20 protein-coding genes are annotated in these 17,055 nt (G+C 71.4%); 14 read left to right on the plus strand and 6 right to left on the minus strand.

Going from position 1 to position 17,055, the window contains the following annotated elements; translation table 11 throughout:
* The first annotated feature begins 1 nt into the window (after position 1).
* From ACGFZN_RS17950 to ACGFZN_RS17995, 10 genes are all read left to right on the plus strand, one after another.
* Positions 2 to 937 (plus strand): carbohydrate ABC transporter permease, encoded by a 936-nt coding sequence (locus ACGFZN_RS17950; RefSeq protein WP_393859415.1) that lies wholly within the window; start codon positions 2 to 4, stop codon positions 935 to 937.
* Positions 937 to 1,800 (plus strand): carbohydrate ABC transporter permease, encoded by an 864-nt coding sequence (locus tag ACGFZN_RS17955; RefSeq protein WP_393859416.1) that lies wholly within the window; start codon positions 937 to 939, stop codon positions 1,798 to 1,800. Before ACGFZN_RS17950 ends, ACGFZN_RS17955 begins: the two co-directional genes overlap by 1 nt.
* On the plus strand, positions 1,797 to 3,896 hold the full coding sequence (locus tag ACGFZN_RS17960) for an alpha-galactosidase (protein WP_393859417.1): 2,100 nt from the start codon (positions 1,797 to 1,799) through the stop codon (positions 3,894 to 3,896). Before ACGFZN_RS17955 ends, ACGFZN_RS17960 begins: the two co-directional genes overlap by 4 nt.
* A 72-nt stretch (positions 3,897 to 3,968) precedes the next feature.
* Positions 3,969 to 4,739 carry an SDR family NAD(P)-dependent oxidoreductase gene (locus tag ACGFZN_RS17965; protein WP_393859418.1) on the plus strand — a complete coding sequence of 257 codons (771 nt, stop codon included), beginning with the start codon at positions 3,969 to 3,971 and terminating at the stop codon, positions 4,737 to 4,739.
* 85 nt (positions 4,740 to 4,824) lie between these two features.
* Positions 4,825 to 5,562 carry a FadR/GntR family transcriptional regulator gene (locus ACGFZN_RS17970; protein WP_393859419.1) on the plus strand — a complete coding sequence of 246 codons (738 nt, stop codon included), beginning with the start codon at positions 4,825 to 4,827 and terminating at the stop codon, positions 5,560 to 5,562.
* A complete protein-coding gene (gene dgoD, locus ACGFZN_RS17975) occupies positions 5,559 to 6,704 on the plus strand; it encodes a galactonate dehydratase (protein ID WP_393859420.1) in 1,146 nt (381 codons plus the stop codon). Before ACGFZN_RS17970 ends, dgoD begins: the two co-directional genes overlap by 4 nt.
* Positions 6,705 to 6,709: 5 nt before the next feature.
* Positions 6,710 to 7,519 (plus strand): hypothetical protein, encoded by an 810-nt coding sequence (locus ACGFZN_RS17980; RefSeq protein ID WP_393859421.1) that lies wholly within the window; start codon positions 6,710 to 6,712, stop codon positions 7,517 to 7,519.
* A 22-nt stretch (positions 7,520 to 7,541) separates the two neighbouring features.
* Positions 7,542 to 8,174: a bifunctional 4-hydroxy-2-oxoglutarate aldolase/2-dehydro-3-deoxy-phosphogluconate aldolase gene (locus ACGFZN_RS17985; protein ID WP_393859422.1), complete on the plus strand. Its 633-nt coding sequence runs from the start codon at positions 7,542 to 7,544 to the stop codon at positions 8,172 to 8,174.
* Positions 8,171 to 9,085 carry an SMP-30/gluconolactonase/LRE family protein gene (locus ACGFZN_RS17990; protein WP_393859423.1) on the plus strand — a complete coding sequence of 305 codons (915 nt, stop codon included), beginning with the start codon at positions 8,171 to 8,173 and terminating at the stop codon, positions 9,083 to 9,085. Before ACGFZN_RS17985 ends, ACGFZN_RS17990 begins: the two co-directional genes overlap by 4 nt.
* 23 nt (positions 9,086 to 9,108) lie before the next feature.
* The gene (locus tag ACGFZN_RS17995) at positions 9,109 to 10,098 is read left to right on the plus strand and encodes a sugar kinase (RefSeq protein ID WP_393859424.1); all 990 of its coding nucleotides are present in this window, start codon (positions 9,109 to 9,111) and stop codon (positions 10,096 to 10,098) included.
* Positions 10,099 to 10,178: 80 nt separating this feature from the next.
* On the opposite strand, the gene ACGFZN_RS18000 is transcribed toward ACGFZN_RS17995, so the two are convergent.
* Together ACGFZN_RS18000 and ACGFZN_RS18005 are read right to left on the minus strand one after the other, a co-directional pair.
* Positions 10,179 to 10,808 carry a DUF3887 domain-containing protein gene (locus ACGFZN_RS18000; protein ID WP_393859425.1) on the minus strand — a complete coding sequence of 210 codons (630 nt, stop codon included), beginning with the start codon at positions 10,806 to 10,808 and terminating at the stop codon, positions 10,179 to 10,181.
* A gap of 254 nt (positions 10,809 to 11,062) precedes the next feature.
* Positions 11,063 to 11,659 (minus strand): DinB family protein, encoded by a 597-nt coding sequence (locus ACGFZN_RS18005; RefSeq protein WP_393859426.1) that lies wholly within the window; start codon positions 11,657 to 11,659, stop codon positions 11,063 to 11,065.
* A gap of 68 nt (positions 11,660 to 11,727) precedes the next feature.
* On the opposite strand from ACGFZN_RS18005, the gene ACGFZN_RS18010 reads away from it, so the two are divergent.
* Complete coding sequence (locus ACGFZN_RS18010) at positions 11,728 to 11,871, plus strand: hypothetical protein (protein WP_393859427.1); 144 nt, start codon at positions 11,728 to 11,730, stop codon at positions 11,869 to 11,871.
* Between the two features lie 122 nt (positions 11,872 to 11,993).
* A complete protein-coding gene (locus ACGFZN_RS18015) occupies positions 11,994 to 12,419 on the plus strand; it encodes an MmcQ/YjbR family DNA-binding protein (protein ID WP_393859428.1) in 426 nt (141 codons plus the stop codon).
* Positions 12,420 to 12,773: 354 nt separating this feature from the next.
* Here ACGFZN_RS18015 and ACGFZN_RS18020 read toward each other — a convergent pair whose 3' ends face one another.
* Positions 12,774 to 13,199: a DUF4267 domain-containing protein gene (locus ACGFZN_RS18020; protein WP_393859429.1), complete on the minus strand. Its 426-nt coding sequence runs from the start codon at positions 13,197 to 13,199 to the stop codon at positions 12,774 to 12,776.
* A 208-nt stretch (positions 13,200 to 13,407) separates the two neighbouring features.
* Entirely contained in the window at positions 13,408 to 13,854 is a 447-nt protein-coding gene (locus ACGFZN_RS18025; protein WP_393859430.1) for an anthrone oxygenase family protein, read from the minus strand.
* Positions 13,855 to 13,945: 91 nt separating this feature from the next.
* Between ACGFZN_RS18025 and ACGFZN_RS18030 the strand changes: the two genes are divergently transcribed.
* The gene (locus tag ACGFZN_RS18030; protein WP_393859431.1) at positions 13,946 to 14,524 is read left to right on the plus strand and encodes a TetR/AcrR family transcriptional regulator; all 579 of its coding nucleotides are present in this window, start codon (positions 13,946 to 13,948) and stop codon (positions 14,522 to 14,524) included.
* Between the two features lie 242 nt (positions 14,525 to 14,766).
* Here ACGFZN_RS18030 and ACGFZN_RS18035 read toward each other — a convergent pair whose 3' ends face one another.
* Both ACGFZN_RS18035 and ACGFZN_RS18040 read right to left on the minus strand, forming a co-directional pair.
* Positions 14,767 to 15,483 (minus strand): SUKH-3 domain-containing protein, encoded by a 717-nt coding sequence (locus tag ACGFZN_RS18035; protein WP_393859432.1) that lies wholly within the window; start codon positions 15,481 to 15,483, stop codon positions 14,767 to 14,769.
* Between the two features lie 79 nt (positions 15,484 to 15,562).
* A complete protein-coding gene (locus ACGFZN_RS18040; RefSeq protein ID WP_393859433.1) occupies positions 15,563 to 16,084 on the minus strand; it encodes a hypothetical protein in 522 nt (173 codons plus the stop codon).
* Positions 16,085 to 16,354: 270 nt separating this feature from the next.
* Here ACGFZN_RS18040 and ACGFZN_RS18045 point away from each other — a divergent pair, with 270 nt between their 5' ends.
* Complete coding sequence (locus tag ACGFZN_RS18045; RefSeq protein WP_393859434.1) at positions 16,355 to 17,023, plus strand: N-acyl homoserine lactonase family protein; 669 nt, start codon at positions 16,355 to 16,357, stop codon at positions 17,021 to 17,023.
* The last annotated feature ends 32 nt before the right edge of the window (positions 17,024 to 17,055 follow it).

Below are 17,055 nucleotides of genomic sequence, written 5' to 3' on the forward strand. Positions count from 1 at the left end.
CATGGCCGTCCTGACCACACCGCACCGCACCTCCCCGGTCCCCGCGCCGCCCCGAGGCGGCCGGGCCCGGGGCCCCCGGCGCACACCTCCACTCGTCCTCGCCTTCGTCCTCGTCCCCCTGCTCGCCGAGGCCGTATGGGTGTTCTGGCCCGCGCTGCAGGGCTTCTACCTCGCCCTCACCAGCTGGGACGGGGTCTCCGCGCCGAAGTTCGTGGGCCTCGGCAACTTCCGTGAGATGGCCGGCGACGACGTCTTCCGCAGCGCGGTCGGCCACACCGTGCTGTGGCTGGCGCTCTTCGGCGGCCTGTCCGCCCTGCTCGGGCTGGCCGCCGCGCTGCTGCTCCAGCAGGAGCGCCGGGGCGTCGGCTTCTACCGCGCGGCCCTGTTCCTGCCCGTCGTCTTCTCCCTCGTCGCCACAGCCCTGGTCTGGCAGGCCGTCTACCAGCCGGACGGCGTGCTCAACCGCCTCCTGGAGTCGGCCGGCCTGGACAGCCTGCGCCACGCCTGGCTCGCCGACCAGGACACCGCCCTGTACGCGGTCATCGTCCCCGCGCTGTGGCGGCAGATCGGCTACGTGATGGTCCTCTACCTCGCCGGCCTCAAAGGCATCGACCCCGCGCTGTACGAGGCGGCCAAGGTCGACGGCGCCGGAGCCTGGCAGCGCTTCCGCCATGTGACCCTGCCTCAGCTGCGCAGCGTCAACGCCGTCGTGCTGTCCGTCATCATCATCGACTCGCTGCGCTCCTTCGACGTGGTCTGGTCGCTGACCCGCGGCGGCCCCTACCACTCCTCCGAACTGCTGAGCACCTACATGTACTCCACCGCCTTCCAGTCCCTGCGCCTGGGATACGGCTCCGCCCTGGCCGTGGTCATCTTCCTGCTGGCCTTCGGAGTCATCGCCTCCTATCTGGTACGGGCCTTCCGGGAGGCCGACTGATGTCCGCCGCCCACCCCCACACGTCCGCCCGCGCGCTGCGCCGCCGACGGGCCGCCACCGCGGGCTTCCACCTCGGCGCCGGAGCGCTGGCCGTCCTGTGGCTGCTGCCCATCCTCCTGGTCGTCGTGACCAGCCTGCGCTCCTTCAACGACATCGCCGCCCACGGCCTGGGCAGCTGGCCCCGCTCCTTCACTCTGGACAACTTCCGGCAGGCCTGGGTGGACGGCGGACAGCAGCGCGCCCTGATCAACAGCCTGATCGTGACCGTCCCCTGTGTCCTGGTGACCCTCGCGCTCGCGGCCATGGCGGCGTTCGCCCTCAGCCGCTACGAGATGCCTTTCCGCCGTTTCCTGCTGCTGCTCATGCTCGGCGGCAACCTGCTGCCCCCGCAGATCCTGCTCATCCCGGTGTCCAAGCTGAGCGAGATGATGGGCGTCTACGACACCCTGCCCGCATTGATCGGCGTCCAGATCGGCTTCGGCGTCGGCTTCTACGTCTTCGTCCTGCACGGTTTCATGCGCGCGATCCCCGCCGAGATCCAGCAGGCGGCAGTCGTGGACGGCGCCGGCCCCTGGCAGATCTTCTGGCGCATCATCCTCCCGCTCACCCGGCCGGCGCTCGCCGCGCTCAGCGCCCTGTCCTTCACCTGGATCTTCAACGACCTGCTGTGGGCGATCACCGTGCTGCGCAGCGACACCAGGATGCCCATCACCGCCGCCCTCATCGGACTCCAGGGACAGTACGTGTCCATGTGGAACGTGATCGCCGCAGGATCCGTCATCGCCGCCGTCCCCACCGTCGCCGTCTTCCTGCGCTTCCAGCGCCACTTCGTGGCCGGCCTGAACCTCGGAGCAGTGAAGTGACCCCGCACCGGCGCTGGACCCTGCGCACCGACCACACCAGCTACACCGTCCGGCTCTCCCCGGACGGCCCCTGGGCCGAACTGGAGGCCTGGGGACCGCACGGAGCCGAACACGGGCCGTCCGCGCTGGACTGGTCCCACCGCACCCACTTCATCATCCCCGCCGACGCCGCACCCGCGGAGTACCTGCCCCAGGGGCTGCGCCCCTTCACCGGCGCCGACCTCGTCGCCGCACGGCCCGGCGCCGAACGCGGAGTGTGGTGGACCTTCGACGGGGCACATCACGGCCCCGGCACACTGCGGCTCACCTTCACCGACGACGTCCTCGGCCTGCGCACCACCCTGTGCTACGCCACCGTGCCGGACACCGACGTCCTGCACCGCTGGACCGAGCTGACCTGCACCGGCGATGAGGACCTGCGCCTGGAACGGCTGGACTCGGCCGCCGTGAACATCCCCGTCACCACCGCTGCCCGGCTCACCTACCTCACCGGCCAGTGGTCCCAGGAGTTCCAGCACACGCAACTCGACCTGACACGGGGCACGTTCACCATGGGCAGCACCCAGGGCGTGCCCGGTCACGCGTACGCGCCCTGGCTCGCCGTCCAGGACGCGACGGCACCGCACGACGCCCCCGCCCCGGCCTACGGCATCGCCCTGGAGTGGCCCGGCAACTGGCACATCACCGCGCACGCCGAGCCCGGCGGCGCCGTACGCGTCCGCGCCGGGCGCGTACCCCACGAAGGCGCGGTGCGCCTGGCGCCCGGCGACACCCTGACCACCCCGCGCCTGGCCTGCGCCTTCAGCCCGGACGGACTCGACGGACTGTCCCGCGTCTGGCACCGCTACGAGCGGCGCCTCGCAGGCGAGCGCCTGCACCGCACCCGCAAGGTCCTCTACAACTCCTGGGAGGCCACCGGCTTCGACGTCGACGCCGCGAGCCAGCTCGAACTGGCCAAGGCGGCCGCGGACATCGGCGCCGAGCTGTTCGTGGTGGACGACGGATGGTTCACCGGCCGCACCGACGACACCGGGGGCCTGGGCGACTGGCACCCCGACCCGGCGGCCTTCCCCCAGGGCTTCCACCGCTTCGTCGACGACATCCGCGCCCTCGGGCTGGACTTCGGCCTGTGGATCGAACCCGAGGCCGTCAGCCCCGGCAGCCGCCTGCACGCCGAGCACCCGGAATGGGTCTACCGGATCGAAGACCGCCCCGCCCGCCGCATCCGCAACCAGCTCCTGCTGGACCTCGGCCGCACCGACGTACAGGACTTCGTCCTCGCCACCCTCGACCGGCTGCTGGGCGACTACGACATCGGCTACCTGAAGTGGGACATGAACCGCCCGCCGACCGAGCGCGGCCGCCCCGGCGCCGGCTCCGCGGACCGCCTGGACCTCGACGCCCAGCACGTTCACGGCTACCTCCGGGTCCTGGACCACCTGCGCACCGCGCACCCCCACGTCACCATCGAGGGCTGCGCCGGAGGCGGCGGCCGCGTCGACCACGCGACCCTCGCACGGACCGACGTCGTCTGGCCCAGCGACAACACCGCCCCGCTGGACCGGCTGGCCATCCAGCACGGCTTCCTGCACGCCCACGCCCCGCACGTGATGAGCTCGTGGGTCACCGACGCACCCGGTGTGTTCGACCCCCGCCCGCGCACTCTCGCCTTCCGGTTCGTCACCGCGATGTGCGGGGTCCTCGGCGTCGGCGCGGACCTGCGCGCCTGGACACCCGAGCAGCGCGCCGAGGCAGCACGGTGGATCACCCGGTACAAGGACGTGCGGGACGTCGTCCACCACGGCGAGACCCGGCTGCTCGGCACGCCGGGCGACGCCACCTGCGGAGTCCAGTACGACGCCCGGGACGGCCGCCGTACCGTCGTCGCCGCCTTCGCGACCGGCCGCCTCGACGGAGCCCCGCTCGTGCCCGGCCGCCCGGCCCGGCTCCGCCTGCGCGGCCTCGAACCGGTCGCCACCTACCGCGACACCGCGACCGCGGCCACGTACAGCGGCGCCCACCTGCTGCACTACGGCCTGCCGTTCGCGTGGAGCGCCGACCATGATGCCGAACTGGTGGTTCTGGCACGCCAGTAGCCCCATACCCGCACCGCCGCACCGGACCGGCAGCCGGCGAAGCACCCCCGGACGAGAAGGAGCCCGCACCCCATGGAGCCCGCACGACGGCACGGCGCCCGCTTCACCGGCCGCACGGCCGTGATCACCGGAGCAGCCTCCGGCATCGGTGCCGCCACCGCCGAACGCCTCGCCCGGGAGGGCGCCGCCGTGGTCCTGGCCGACGTCGCCGAGGAGCGCGGCGAGGCCGTCGCCGCGCGCATCACCGAGGACGGCGGACAGGCCCGGTTCGTGACCGCCGACGTCGCGGCGGAGCAGGACTGGCGGCGGATCGTCACCGCCGCCCACGCCTACGGGCCCGTCGACGTCCTGGTCAGCAACGCCTTCACCGTCGACGTGACCCCGGCCCACGAGATGTCCCTGGAGTCCTGGCAGCGGCAGCTGTCCGTGAACCTCACCGCGGCCTTCCTCGGCTTCCGGGCCGCCCTGCCCGACCTGCGCGCCCGCCGCGGGGCGGTGGTGCTCACCTCCTCCGTCCACGCCCGCACCGGCATCCCCGGCCACCCCGCGTACGCCGCCTCCAAGGGCGCACTGCTCTCCCTGTGCGGCCAACTCGCCGTCGAGTACGGGCCCGAGGTGCGCGTCAACGCGGTCCTCCCCGGACCGGTGCTCACCGCGGCCTGGGACCGGGTGCCGCGCGAGGAACGCGAGCGCAGCGTCGCCGGGACCGCGGTCCGCCGCTTCGGCACCCCCGCGGAAGTGGCCGCGGCCATCGCCTTCCTCAGCGCCGAGGAGGCCTCCTTCGTCACCGGCGCCCACCTGGTCGTCGACGGGGGCTGGAGCGTCGTCAAGGAGTCCGCGTGATCACCGCCGTGGTCAGATGGAGCACGTGCACATCCGATCCGCATCCGTCCGACCCGTGCACATCCGAGGAGAAAGGCTGTACGACATGACGCCCTACGCCCGTCGCGGCGTGCACGGCCAGACCGTCGAGGCGCTGGCCCGCCGCATCCTGAGCGGTGAGATCCCGGAGGGGGCCACGCTCGACCTGGTGGCGTTGCAGAGCGAACTGGACGTCAGCCTCACCGCCCTGCGCGAGTCCCTGAAAGTGCTCGCCGCCAAGGGCATGGTCGACGCCCGGCAGAAACGCGGCACCTTCGTGCGCACCCGCGCCGACTGGAACCTGCTCGACGCCGACGTCCTGCGCTGGCAGTTCGAGGGCGGCGGAGCCGGCGAGACCGACCGGGCGCTGCTGCGCAACCTGGCCGAGGTGCGCGCCATCATCGAACCGGCCGCCGTCCGCCTCGCCGCCCAGCGCCGTACCGACGCCGACCTCGCCGCCCTGGACGCCGCCGTCGCGGCGATGGGCGAGCACGACGCCGGCCCCGGCCACGCCGTCGAGGCCGACCTCGCCTTCCACCGCGCCCTGCTCGCCGCCACCCACAACGAGCTGCTGGAGCGCATGGAAATGGTCATCGAGTCCGGCCTCGCCCACCGCGACCGCCTGGTCCACAGCTCCCCGCACAGCGAAGACCCGGTCCCCGCCCACCGCGCCGTACTGGACGCCGTACGGGCGCAGGACCCGCAGGCCGCCGAGGCCGCCATGCACGCCCTGCTCGAACAGGCCGGCCGCGACCTGGACCGGATCGACGGCCCCGACGACACGAAAGGCACCGGCGGCAAGTGAAGATCGCCCGCATCGAGACGTTCCTGGTTCCGCCGCGCTGGCTGTTCTGCCGGGTCGAGACCGACGACGGCGTGGTCGGCTGGGGCGAACCCGTCGTCGAGGGACGCGCCGAGGTGGTCCGCGCCGCCGTCGACGTACTCGCCGAACACCTCCTCGGCCAGGACCCGCTGCGCATCGAGGACCACTGGCAGGTGCTCACCAAGGGCGGCTTCTACCGCGGCGGCCCCGTGCTCTCCAGCGCGGTCGCCGGCCTCGACCAGGCCCTGTGGGACATCGCCGGCAAGACCTACGGCGCTCCGGTGCACGCCCTGCTGGGCGGCCCCGTGCGCGAACGCGTCCGGGTCTACGCCTGGGTCGGCGGGGACGAGCCCGCCGAGCTGACCGAGCAGATAACGGCCCAGGTCGAGGCCGGATTCACGGCGGTGAAGATGAACGCCGCCGGAGCCACCTCACCGATCACCACCGCGGCCGAGACGGCAGCCGTCGTACAGAGGGTCGCGGCCGCCCGCGACGCGCTCGGCCCCGACCGGGACGTGGCGGTGGACTTCCACGGCCGCTTCACCGCCGCCGGCGCCCGCCGGGTATTGGCCGAACTGGCCCCCCTCCACCCCCTGTTCGTGGAGGAACCGGTGCTCCCCGAGCACACCCATCTGCTGCCCGGCCTCGTCACCGCCGGCACGGTGCCGCTGGCCACCGGCGAACGCCTCTACTGCCGCGCCGAGTTCGTGCCCGCCCTCACCGCCGGGATCGCCGTCGCCCAACCGGACCTGTCCCACGCGGGCGGCATCTCCGAGGTGCACCGCATCGCCTCCCTCGCCGACACCTTCGGCGCCCAGCTCGCCCCGCACTGCCCCCTCGGGCCCATCGCCCTCGCGGCCAGCCTCCAGATCGCCTTCGCCACCCCCAACTTCCTCATCCAGGAGCAGAGCCGCGGCATCCACTACAACAAGGACGCCGACCTGCTGTCGTACGTCGCCGACCCCGAACCGTTCCGGTTCGTCGACGGCCATGCCCGCCGCAGCGACGCCCCCGGCCTCGGCATCACCCTCGACGAAGCGGCCGTACGCGCCGCCGACCGCGCCGGCCACACCTGGCGCAACCCCGTCTGGCGGCACCCCGACGGCTCGTTCGCGGAGTGGTGAGCCGCATGGTCGACATCGTCACCGACCTCGCGCACGGCGGCCGCTGGACATCGCTGCGCGCCGACGGGCGGGAATGGCTCTGGCACCGCCACGCGCCGGAACGGGACCGAGCCGTCCCCGGCGCCGCGTTCGTCGACGCGGGCGGCCTCGAGGAGTGCGTACCCACCGTCCGCGGCCGCCCCGACCACGGCGACGCCTGGTCCCGCCCGTGGACCCGGGACGGCGACACCGACCGCGTCGAGTGCGACTCCTTCACCCTCGCCCGCACCCTCCGCGCGACGCCCGACGGCGCCGAAGCCGACTACACGCTGACCGCCGCACCGGGGTTCCGCTTCGTCTGGGCGGCCCACGCCCTGCTCGACCTGTCACCTGAGGCCACCCTGCACATGAGCGCGGGCGCGACCACCCGCCTCTTCCCCGAGGCCACGCCCCTCCTGAAGGAGCGGTGGCCCTCCGGCGCAGCGTGGATCGAGGGCGCCTGGCCCACCCCTCGCGGACTGGCCCTCGACCGGCTCGGCCCCGACGACGGCACCGCGGTCGGAGCCGTCGTCGCCACCGACCGGTGCTGCGTGCACGACGGCCGCGACCGGCTGGCCCTGAGCCTGCACGCGGCCGGACAGCCCGTCTCGATCGCCCTGTGGCGCAACCTCGGCGGCTTCCCCGAGCCCGACCCCTACCGCAGCACGGGCGTCGAACCGATGCTCGGCCGCGTCTTCGACCTCGCCGACGCAGGCCCCGAGGACGCGGCACGCGTGCCCGCCGCGGCACAGGTGCGCTGGCGACTCACCCTCACCGCCGCCTGCCGCTGCCCCTGAACCCCGTCAAGGAGACCGGCCCGTGGATCTACCCGCTGCCTTGGCAGCCCACCGCCTGCTCGCCGTCGTCCGCGGACGTGACGCCGACGCCTCCCTGCGCACCGTGCTCACCCTGGCCGAGGAGGGCATCACGCTCATCGAGGTGTCGCTCACCGGCACGGACGCCCTCACCGTGATAGCCCGCGCCCGTGAACTCCTCGGCGTTGACCACGACTTGGGCGCAGGCACCGTCCTGACCGCCGACGACGCCCGCGCCGCCCACCGAGCGGGCGCCGCGTTCGTCGTCACCCCCGGCCTCGGCGAGGGCATACCCGCGGCCCACGACCTCGGCATGCCGGTCCTCGCCGGTGTGTTCACCCCCACCGATGTGATCGCCGCCCGCAGGATGGGCGCGGCGGCACTGAAGGTCTTCCCCATCGCCCAGGCCGGGGGAGCGGCGTACCTGAAGGCCCTGCGCGGCCCGTTCCCCGACGCCATGCTCGTCCCCGTGGGCGGGGTCGACGCGGCCGTCGCCCGTGACTGCCTGGCCGCCGGCGCGGCAGCGGTCGGCGTCGGCTCTCCGCTCGTCGGTGACGCCGCCGACGGCGGCAGCCTCGACGATCTCAGGCGCCGCGCCCGCGCCTTCCGCACCGTCGTGGCGGAGGCGGCCCCGTGACCGCGGAACCCCTCCCCACGCGACCCGACCGCTTGGAACTCGGCGAAGGCATCCGCTGGACGGGAACCGAAGTCGTCCTTGTGGACCTGCTGGCCGGCCGCCTGCTCACGGCCCCGGACGATCCCACCGCGCCCCTGCACACGATCGCGCGGCTCCCCGCCCCGCTGGGGGCCGTCGCCCCCGTGGCCGGCCACCCGGGCACCTGGATCGCGGCGGCGGGAACCGGTATCTGCCTTCTGCACCCCGACGGCACCACGAGGTGGACGGCACGCCCGGAGGACCGGCCGGGCCCACGCATGCGCATGAACGACGCGGTCGCCGACCCCACAGGCCGGTTCTGGGCCGGCAGCATGGCGTACGACGCTCGCGAAGGAGCAGGCTCGCTGTACCGGGTGGACCACGACGGCACCGTCGTACGCGTCCTGGACGGCCTCACCGTGCCCAACGGCCCGGTGTTCACCCCGGACGGCCGTTCGATGTACCTGGCCGACAGCGCCCGGGGCGTCATCCGGCGCCACCCGGTCGACCCGCCGACCGGCCGGCTCGGCACGCCCGAGGTGTTCGTCACCGTCGACGACGGCAGCCCGGACGGGATGACCATCGACGCGGAAGGCGCGCTCTGGGTCGCCGTCTGGGGCAGCGGGACGGTACGCCGCCACCTTCCCGACGGCACCTTGGACCGTGTCGTGCGGTTGCCCGCGAGCCGGCCGGCGGGCGTGTGCCTCGAAGGCGACGTCCTGCACATCACCACCGCCCGGTTGGGTCTGAACCCGCCCGGCAGGTACGACGGCGCCCTGTTCAGCGTCCCGGTCGAGGTACCCGGGAATCCTGCCGCGCCCTTTCGACCGTCGTCCACCCTGATTTCCGACGACGCCACTCGCGCCGAAGCGCCCGCGCGGAGGCCCGCGTGAGCGGGACGGCAGAGCGCACGACAATGCCATGGCGTCCCCCCGCCGGCCGCGTGGTGTGCATCGGCGAGACCATGGCCGCCCTGGCGCCCGATCCTCCCCAACCACTGGAGCAAGCCGGCCAGTTGACCCTGTCGGTGGCAGGGGCGGAGTCCAACGTCGCCATGTACCTGGCCGACCACGGCATCCCCGTCACCTGGGTCTCGGCCCTCGGAGACGACGCACTCGGCAGGCGCGTCCGCGCCGCCGTGTCCGCCGGAGGAGTCGACGTGTCGCACGTACGCACCGACGCCCTGCGCCCCACGGGACTCCTCGTGAAGAACCCCGGCACCAGCGGTACCCGCGTGCACTACTACCGAACCGGCTCCGCGGCCGGCGCGCTCGGCCCCGAGCTGCTGGATCAGGAGCCTGTGCGCTCGGCCGGTCTGCTGCACCTCACCGGCATCACGCCGGCCCTGTCGCCGTCCTGCCGGGAGCTGGTCACGAGGGCGCTGAACACCCCCGCGCACCAGCGGTCCCGCGCCGTCAGCTTCGACGTCAACCACAGGCCCGCCCTGTGGCCGGAGGGCACGGCACCCACCGTGCTGCGCCAACTCGCCGACCGGGCGGACATCGTCTTCGTCGGCCTCGACGAGGCCCAGGGCCTGTGGGGTGAAGACCTGACGGAGACCGGCCTACGGCGCCTGCTCCCGCATCCCCGCATCCTCGTCGTCAAGGACGGCGCACACGCCGCCACCGCCTTCACCGGCACGGGCCGCCACACGGTGCCGGCGCTGCGGACGACCGTGGTGGAACCCGTCGGAGCCGGCGACGCTTTCGCCGCGGGCATGCTCGCGGGCCTGCTGCGGGGGGCCACCGTGGTCCAGGCACTCAGGCTGGGACACATCACCGCGGTGTCGGCCCTCCAAGTGACCGGAGATCACGGCCCGTTGCCCGACCCGAGACGGATCCGCCACCTCCTCGCCCTGCCGGTCAAGGAGTGGGAGGCACTCGACATGACCAGCGGCGGGCGGTGACGAACCGAGGGGGTCGGCCGGCATGAGCGGGGTCGGGCTCGGGAGCATGCAGCGTCACCCGCGGCGGGGCGGCGTGCATCTCATGGGGTTTCGGGGGCGAGGATGAAGAGTCCTGCCACCTTCTCGTCGGTGTCGAACGCCACCCGCGCCTTCATGTCACCGGCCTCGTAGCGCAGCGGGATGTCCACGACCGTGTGATCACCGATTCGGCGGACGAACGGCTCGCCCTCGCCGAATCCCTCGAACGCGCCGACGAGACCGGCGACCGTGGCCAGGGCGTCGCCCCGCACCTCGTCGGTGAAGGCTTCCAGGACCTGCGCGTTGAAGGACCGCCTCGCTTCTTCCATACGTCCTTCGAGGACGGCCGTGACGATCGCGATCGAGCGTTCCGCGGCGTCGGCCATGCGCACCGTCTTGTCCATGGGTTCTCCCGTCCGGGGATCGATGGGCTTGCCGAACCGCTGGAAGGCGGCTTGGCGGGTGACGCCGAGCAGGTCCCCGATCTCCTGCCAGGTGTGACCGGCGTCCCGGCACTGCTGCACGCACAGCTTGAGCACCTGTTCCGCCAGGTCGTCGGCGCTCCGCGCACGCCGGACCAGGTCGAGGTAGGCAGGCGCCTCCACCGGGCTGCTCACGGCCCGCGCCAGGGCAGACGCCTGCTCGGCCAGCCGGTTGCTGAGGGCGGCGAGGGTCTGGGAAGCATCGGCCATGCGTAAAGGGTGCCTTTACATCCCGCTTCATGTCAAGGAAACCTTTACGGGAGCGGGCGAGGGGAGAGGGGATCGGTCCGCAGGCGTCCGCGTACCGGGTTCCGTGCGATGCTTGGCTCTTCACCGGGCCCGCGACAGAGGCCGGGGATGGGCACCCTCAGACGCGGGTACGCCCTGGCCGAGCAGACCGCGGACGGCTGACCGGCGTGCGCATGGCCGACCCCGGAGCCAACGGGGTCGGCAACAGGGCAAGCTCATCCGTCGGCTTCACGCGCCACGCGTTCCAGCCGGCTCCGGTGGCCCTCCCACCACGCCCGATCCTCTGGCGGCATGTTGTCCTTGCCTTGCAGATGTCCGACGGATCCGTCGATGAGCTCTCGCACGATGTCCGCTTGTCCGGCGTGCCGCTGCGTATCAGAGATCACGCGCACCAGGACGTGGTGCAGCGTCACCGCTCGCCGTTCCTCCGGCCACCACGGGACGTGACCGATCGCGTCGAGCGTCAGCGTCGAGATCGTGATGTTGGAGTACTCCCACGCCTGGCGATACAGCCCGACGATCTGGTCCCGTGACTCTTCTGCGGTGGCCCACATGTCCGAGTTCGGCTCTGTCTCCTCGGTGTACCACCAGGACGGCGGCTCCTCGCCGAAGAACGGCCGTCCGAACGTGTCGCCGAAGTACCCCAGCTCCACGCCGGCGACATGCTTGACCAGCCCCAACAGGTTGGTGCCCGTGGGGGTCAGCGGACGGCGGACGTCGTACTCCGAGAGCCCGTCGAGCTTCCACACCAGGGCATCACGTGCCTCTTGCAGGTACCGGAGAAGGTCCGCTTTCGGATTCGGTTCGATCATGCCGGGCAGCTTCCCACCTGGCACTGACAGACCGGGGACGACAGCCTGCTGTTCCCCCTCACGGCACGATGACCAAAGACCCGCACGGCGCCTGGTATGCCCTGCTCGCCGTCGCCATCGCCATCGGTGCCCACCTGGGTTTCGGCAGGCGCACCGTTCTCAGCGTCGGCATCGGCGCCGGCGTCTACGTCGTCCTGCTCAACGTCCCGTGAACGGCGAGCACTTCCGCACGGCCGCGCACCCGACTCCTGAAGGGACGGTAAGTACGGCCCTGCTCGGCTACCACGTCGGGGGAAGGCTGACGGACGGCAGCAATGTGTTCTAGCCTCCCCATATGGGGCTGCGGCGGGCACGGGTCGAGGACGTGCATGAACTGGCGTCGGCGATGCCGCACGTCACCGTGGAACACGGTGCCCAGGGAAACCCGGTCTATCAGGTTGGCCGGAAGTCCTTCGTGTTCTTCCGCACTCCGCGACCGGACGCGGTCGATCCCGAGACCGGTGAGCGCTATCAGGACGTCATCGTGTTCTGGGTGCCGTCCGAGGCCGACAAGCAGGCGCTTGTGCAGGATCCCCGCTCCCCGTTCTTCACCACACCGCATTTCGACGGGCACCCCTCGGTGCTGCTGCGGGCGAGCCGGATCGGGGAGCTCAGCCACCAGGAGGTGAAGGAGCTCATCGAGGATGCCTGGCTGTCGCGGTCTTCCGCCCGGCGACGTGCCGCCTGGCTCGAAGCCACGGGCAATCAGCCGCCCCGCTGACCCCGAACAGCGCTCATGCCCCTGACGGGCGAACCTCGCGGCGGCAGACAGGCCGGTTCCGCCGACCGAACAGTCGTCGACTGGTGGCTCTCGGCCTTGGGGAGGTGCAAGTGGCTCTGTGGAAGAGGCGCGGGCGGGGCCGGGCTGCCGCCGGAGCTGGGCCGGGCACATGAGGATCGGCACCGTCACGAGTCACGACCACCGCACCATGGAGGCAGGCACAGTGCAGCGCATCGGCATCATCGGCGTGGGCGAGATCGGACGGGCTGTCTTTCCAGGTGGGCGCTGACACGCGGATATCGGCGCGTGACAAGGTGGCCCGGCCGGGGCCCGGGCCACCTCGGATCGATGGGATCAGGCGGGGTGCGGGGCGGGCGCCGCCGCAGCGGCCAGGGCCTTGCGGGTCTCGCACATCATCAGCAGGCCGTTGACCACCATGAACGTCGCCGTCAGGCCGTGGACGCCGAGCGCGGTGACCACGGAGCCGTGGTGAGCCAGCACGGTGGTCATATCGCCGTACGCGGCGAGGGCCTCCACCAGCAGCACCCAGCCCAGGGCCCGGCGGTGGCCTGTCAGCAGAAGGACGGCCAGGACCAGGCCCAGGACGATGTCGCGGATTCCCTTGATGATCAGGAAGCCGCCGCCGTCGCCGGACGGCCAGCTCGGCAGGCCGAAGCTTGGCGCCGTGCTCTCCGGGCTCAGGATGAACTCCATCCCGAACCAGAGGATGAAGAGGACGAAGGCGGCGACAAGGACGGTGTTGATCTTCTTCAGCGGCATTGTGCTCTTCTCCTTGTGAGTCTGCTGATGCGACCGGCGTAGCCAGGGCGTCCGAGGACGTGCCGGATGCCGCGTACCGACGCACGGACGGCGGACGGGAGCATGGCCTGCTCGGTGAGTCCTGGATGGGGACTGCAGGTGGTGGCGCCGCACCCTTCGCGGACGGCCGAGCGGTTGCGGCTGACGACCAGGCGGGTGGGCCGTGACATCAGACGACGGCGGCGGCCAGCAGGGCGAAGGCGGCGATGAGGACGGCTACACGGACGTAGTGGAAACGCTCCCAGCGGTTCAGCTGCTGCTTCCAGTCGGCGGGCCGGTTGTCAGGGGTCCACGTCTTGTTCCGGTTGTTGATCGGAACGAGCAGCAGAACAGACATGACCACGCTGAGCATCAGAAGCGCGCCGGCGGCGACGACGAGGCCGGTGCTGTGGTGGTGCCACGCGGCGACGGCCCAGACGCCGACGAGGACCAGCGAGCCGATGTACCAGACCGGCATCACGGCGCCGAGCATCCGGCCCCCGTGGGCATGGCCGAGTTGGCCGCTGTCCTCCGGGAGCGCGTTGAGGATCCGGTTCATGACGAAGGCGACGGAGAACTCCACCCCCACCATCACGCCGACGACCACGATGGTGACGACCTCGAGTGCGTTGAGCATGATGACCCCTCCTGGGATCTAGCAGCGCTAGATGACAAAGCAACGCTAGTCCTGCTGCCGCTTGTTTGTCTAGCGGTGCTAGCATCAGTTCATGTCGGTACAGGAACGCAAGGAGCGCGAACGGGCCCGCCGCGAGCGCCTCATCGTGGCGACGGCCCGCGAACTCGCCGAGCAGCAGGGCTGGGACGCGGTCACCACCCGCCGGCTCGCCGAGCGCATCGAGTACAGCCAGCCCGTCCTCTACAGCCACTTCCGCGGCAAGCGCGAGATCATCGGCGCCGTCGCCCTCCAGGGCGCCACGGAGCTGGCCGCGGCGGTGCGGGCCGCGACCGCCGCCGTGGACGGCCCGCGTGAACGGGTCGCCGCCCTCGCCCGCGCCTACCTCGACTTCGCCGAACGCAACCCGGCGGTCTACGACGCCATCTTCCAGCTCGACGGCGGTCTGGCGTACGCGCAGGAGGACACCCCGGAACCCCTCAAGGACGCCTTCGCCGCGCTGCTGGAATGCCTTGGCGAGGTCGCCGGGGACGGCGTCGAACAGGGGCTGTTCACCGAGGTGTTCTGGGCGTCCCTGCACGGTGTCGCGACCCTGACCCGGTCCGGACGGCTGCCGCCGGAGTACACCGAGCAGAGGGTGGAGCTGCTGGTGGACCGCCTCGCCGTGCTCTGACACATGGGCCGGGCGGGCGAGGCATCGCTTCCGGGCCGCCTGAAGCCGTAATCCCTCGCGAAGCCGCTGCCGTTCGGCAGTCAACCGTCGGCGGCAGCCGGGCGCCGAGCCGAACAGCAAGCGCGAGGGGATGAAGCAGCAGGCCCGAGGCTGGCTCACCCTCCGGTCGAGGCATCCCGATGACGGGCGGGACCGTTGGACTCAGGTCCGGTGCGGATGCGTGACAGCGGTCTCGGAGTTGTTCAGTCGGCCGTCTCGATCCGCCGTGGAGTGATGCCCAGGATGAGCTTCTCAAGTGCCTGCGAGGCGGGGCCGAATGTGGCCAGCCAGGTCTCGATCAGGTAGATCTCGCTGCTCTCGTCGATCCCGAGGAAGAACCTGCCCTGATCGAGTTCGCCGATGGGGAAGAGGGCGTGCCCGATCCTTGCGCTCCAGTCGGCGAAGCGGTCCTCCTCGCCGATCAGGTTGTCAGGGACGAAGTCGAAAGGGGACTTGGCGCAGGTGATGCCCGGCCCGCTGATCTCCACGTCGAGGTCGCCGAACTCCGTCAGGAAGGCTTCCGCGGCATCGTGCATGCGGACCAAGCGGGTCCTCTCCAGCATGCCGCGCCAGCGGTCGACCGGGACGCGCCGTCCCGGCCACCAGCCGGCGGCGCGCAGAGTTTCCTCGATCACGCCGGTTGCCCGCAGTGACGTCGCCGCCGCATCGACCCATGCCTGGTCCACCGGCGTGCTCTCGGGCCAGCCGGGCCGCCGGTTCGCCTGCCACTGGGCGAAGTCGTCGCGGAGGAACTGCGGGTCCACCGGCTTGAGTCGCACCTGCGGCCGCTGATCGGCCCACCACACCTCGAATTCGGCCTCGGTTCCCTTGCCTGGCCAGCGTTCTGCGACCGTCGGCAGAAGCATCACATCGACGAACCCTCCGACCGGAAGACCGATGTCGACGAAGATGCCGATCACACCCGGTCTCGGGACTGCGGTAACCGTCCCTCTGAACCTTTGCCCGAACCGCAGGCCGCGACGGATCCGAATCCATTCTTCAGCGCTGACCACCCGGACATCCTGGCATCCCACTGGTGCGCGTGGCGGCCGAACAGTCGTGGTGGCCGGGCTGGGGGCCGACGACATTGAGGATGGGGGCTTGGCCTTCCGGCCTTTCGAAGACGAAGACGACGCCGGAGGGTATGGCCTGAATGGCGCACTGGTCGCCGAAGGTCAGGGGCGTGTAGGGCTGCCAAGCGCACCCGACGCGGCCGAGGGCTTCGGTCACCTCGGCGTACGTGGGGTGGCCGTTGAACGCCCGCTGTTCGACCAGTCCCACCGGGAGTTCAACGGTGTCTCGCCAGGTCTGGAGACAGACCAGGATGATCGTCCGGCAGCGGCAGACGCTCAGCTCGAGGTCCCCGTAGGCGAACAGCCGCGGCCATGACCGACGCTTCCCGACGACCACTTCGAAGGGCTGGCCGAGCGCTTCGGTGACCGCGCTCCAGGCGGCGCCGTTCGCGACCGGACCCAGCCGCCCCGACCGGGCAAGTTCCGTCAGGACGTCGAGTAGCTCCATGTGACGAGAGCCTGCCATCTGCGTATACGGGCTGTCGAACGGCCTGGCCAGCTCAGGTCGCTGAGAGGCCCGCGCCGGGCTCCCATGGGCGGCGCTGTCGCACGCGGGAGGCGTCCGCACGTGCGGCCGCCCGCGCCGGCGTCCGATCGGCAGACCGCGGGGCAGACCGCGCAGCGGTCGAAGGCATGTCCGCCATCGGCGGGATAGGTGTTGATTCCGCTGTCGGCAGACCGCCCCGGAGGTCACGCCGAGAGCTGCCAGGATGACCGCATGGGGATGAACACGGCGGTGCGTCGTCTCGATCTGGGGTACTTCATTCGGCCTGCGTCAGAGACGGGTGGCCCACAACCGAGGGTCGAACCTGTTCTCGCCTATCTTGTGCAACACGAACACGGTCTGATCCTCTTCGATACGGGCATCGGCACCTCGGACCCCGAGACCGAAGCACATTACCGTCCCCGGCGCCGTGCGTTGCAGGATGCCCTGTCGGCTTCTGGAGTCGGCCTGGGTGACATCTCCTTGGTCGTCAACTGCCACCTTCACTTCGACCACTGCGGCGGGAATCCCCTCCTGGGCGGCAGGCCCATCCTCGTTCAGGATGTCGAACTGGCGGCCGCCCGCCGAGGCAACTACACCTTCGATGAACTGGTCGACTTTCCCGGCGCGTCCTATGAGGAACTCGCCGGGGAGACCGAGGTCTGGCCGGGAGTCTGGATCATTCCGACGCCCGGACACACCCAAGGGCATCAGTCGCTGGTCCTTCGCCAAGGGGACGGCACCGTCGTTCTGGCCGGTCAGGCACACGACTTCGCGTCCCATTTCGCCTCCGACCAGCTGGCCCGGCAGGCAGCACTCAACGGCGACGAACAGCCGCTTCCCCGTTACCTTCTTCATGGCCTCGCAAGGAGGCTCCCGGCCTTCGGCCCCGGTATGACTTGAGCCCCCAGTCGAGATGATCGAAAAGGTGGTGT

The sequence above is a fragment of the Streptomyces sp. NPDC048192 genome, assembly GCF_043202415.1.
Classification (GTDB): domain Bacteria; phylum Actinomycetota; class Actinomycetes; order Streptomycetales; family Streptomycetaceae; genus Streptomyces.

Excerpts from the sequence above, each read along its gene's own strand:
- ACGFZN_RS17950 (WP_393859415.1), top strand. The coding sequence starts at position 2 with ATGGCCGTCCTGACCACACCGCACCGCACCTCCCCGGTCCCCGCGCCG.
- ACGFZN_RS17955 (WP_393859416.1), top strand. The coding sequence starts at position 937 with ATGTCCGCCGCCCACCCCCACACGTCCGCCCGCGCGCTGCGCCGCCGA.
- ACGFZN_RS17965 (WP_393859418.1), top strand. The coding sequence starts at position 3,969 with ATGGAGCCCGCACGACGGCACGGCGCCCGCTTCACCGGCCGCACGGCC.
- ACGFZN_RS17970 (WP_393859419.1), top strand. The coding sequence starts at position 4,825 with ATGACGCCCTACGCCCGTCGCGGCGTGCACGGCCAGACCGTCGAGGCG.
- ACGFZN_RS17980 (WP_393859421.1), top strand. The coding sequence starts at position 6,710 with ATGGTCGACATCGTCACCGACCTCGCGCACGGCGGCCGCTGGACATCG.
- ACGFZN_RS17995 (WP_393859424.1), top strand. The coding sequence starts at position 9,109 with ATGCCATGGCGTCCCCCCGCCGGCCGCGTGGTGTGCATCGGCGAGACC.
- ACGFZN_RS18000 (WP_393859425.1), bottom strand. The coding sequence starts at position 10,808 with ATGGCCGATGCTTCCCAGACCCTCGCCGCCCTCAGCAACCGGCTGGCC.
- ACGFZN_RS18005 (WP_393859426.1), bottom strand. The coding sequence starts at position 11,659 with ATGATCGAACCGAATCCGAAAGCGGACCTTCTCCGGTACCTGCAAGAG.
- ACGFZN_RS18010 (WP_393859427.1), top strand. The coding sequence starts at position 11,728 with ATGACCAAAGACCCGCACGGCGCCTGGTATGCCCTGCTCGCCGTCGCC.
- ACGFZN_RS18015 (WP_393859428.1), top strand. The coding sequence starts at position 11,994 with ATGGGGCTGCGGCGGGCACGGGTCGAGGACGTGCATGAACTGGCGTCG.
- ACGFZN_RS18020 (WP_393859429.1), bottom strand. The coding sequence starts at position 13,199 with ATGCCGCTGAAGAAGATCAACACCGTCCTTGTCGCCGCCTTCGTCCTC.
- ACGFZN_RS18025 (WP_393859430.1), bottom strand. The coding sequence starts at position 13,854 with ATGCTCAACGCACTCGAGGTCGTCACCATCGTGGTCGTCGGCGTGATG.
- ACGFZN_RS18030 (WP_393859431.1), top strand. The coding sequence starts at position 13,946 with ATGTCGGTACAGGAACGCAAGGAGCGCGAACGGGCCCGCCGCGAGCGC.
- ACGFZN_RS18040 (WP_393859433.1), bottom strand. The coding sequence starts at position 16,084 with ATGGAGCTACTCGACGTCCTGACGGAACTTGCCCGGTCGGGGCGGCTG.
- ACGFZN_RS18045 (WP_393859434.1), top strand. The coding sequence starts at position 16,355 with ATGGGGATGAACACGGCGGTGCGTCGTCTCGATCTGGGGTACTTCATT.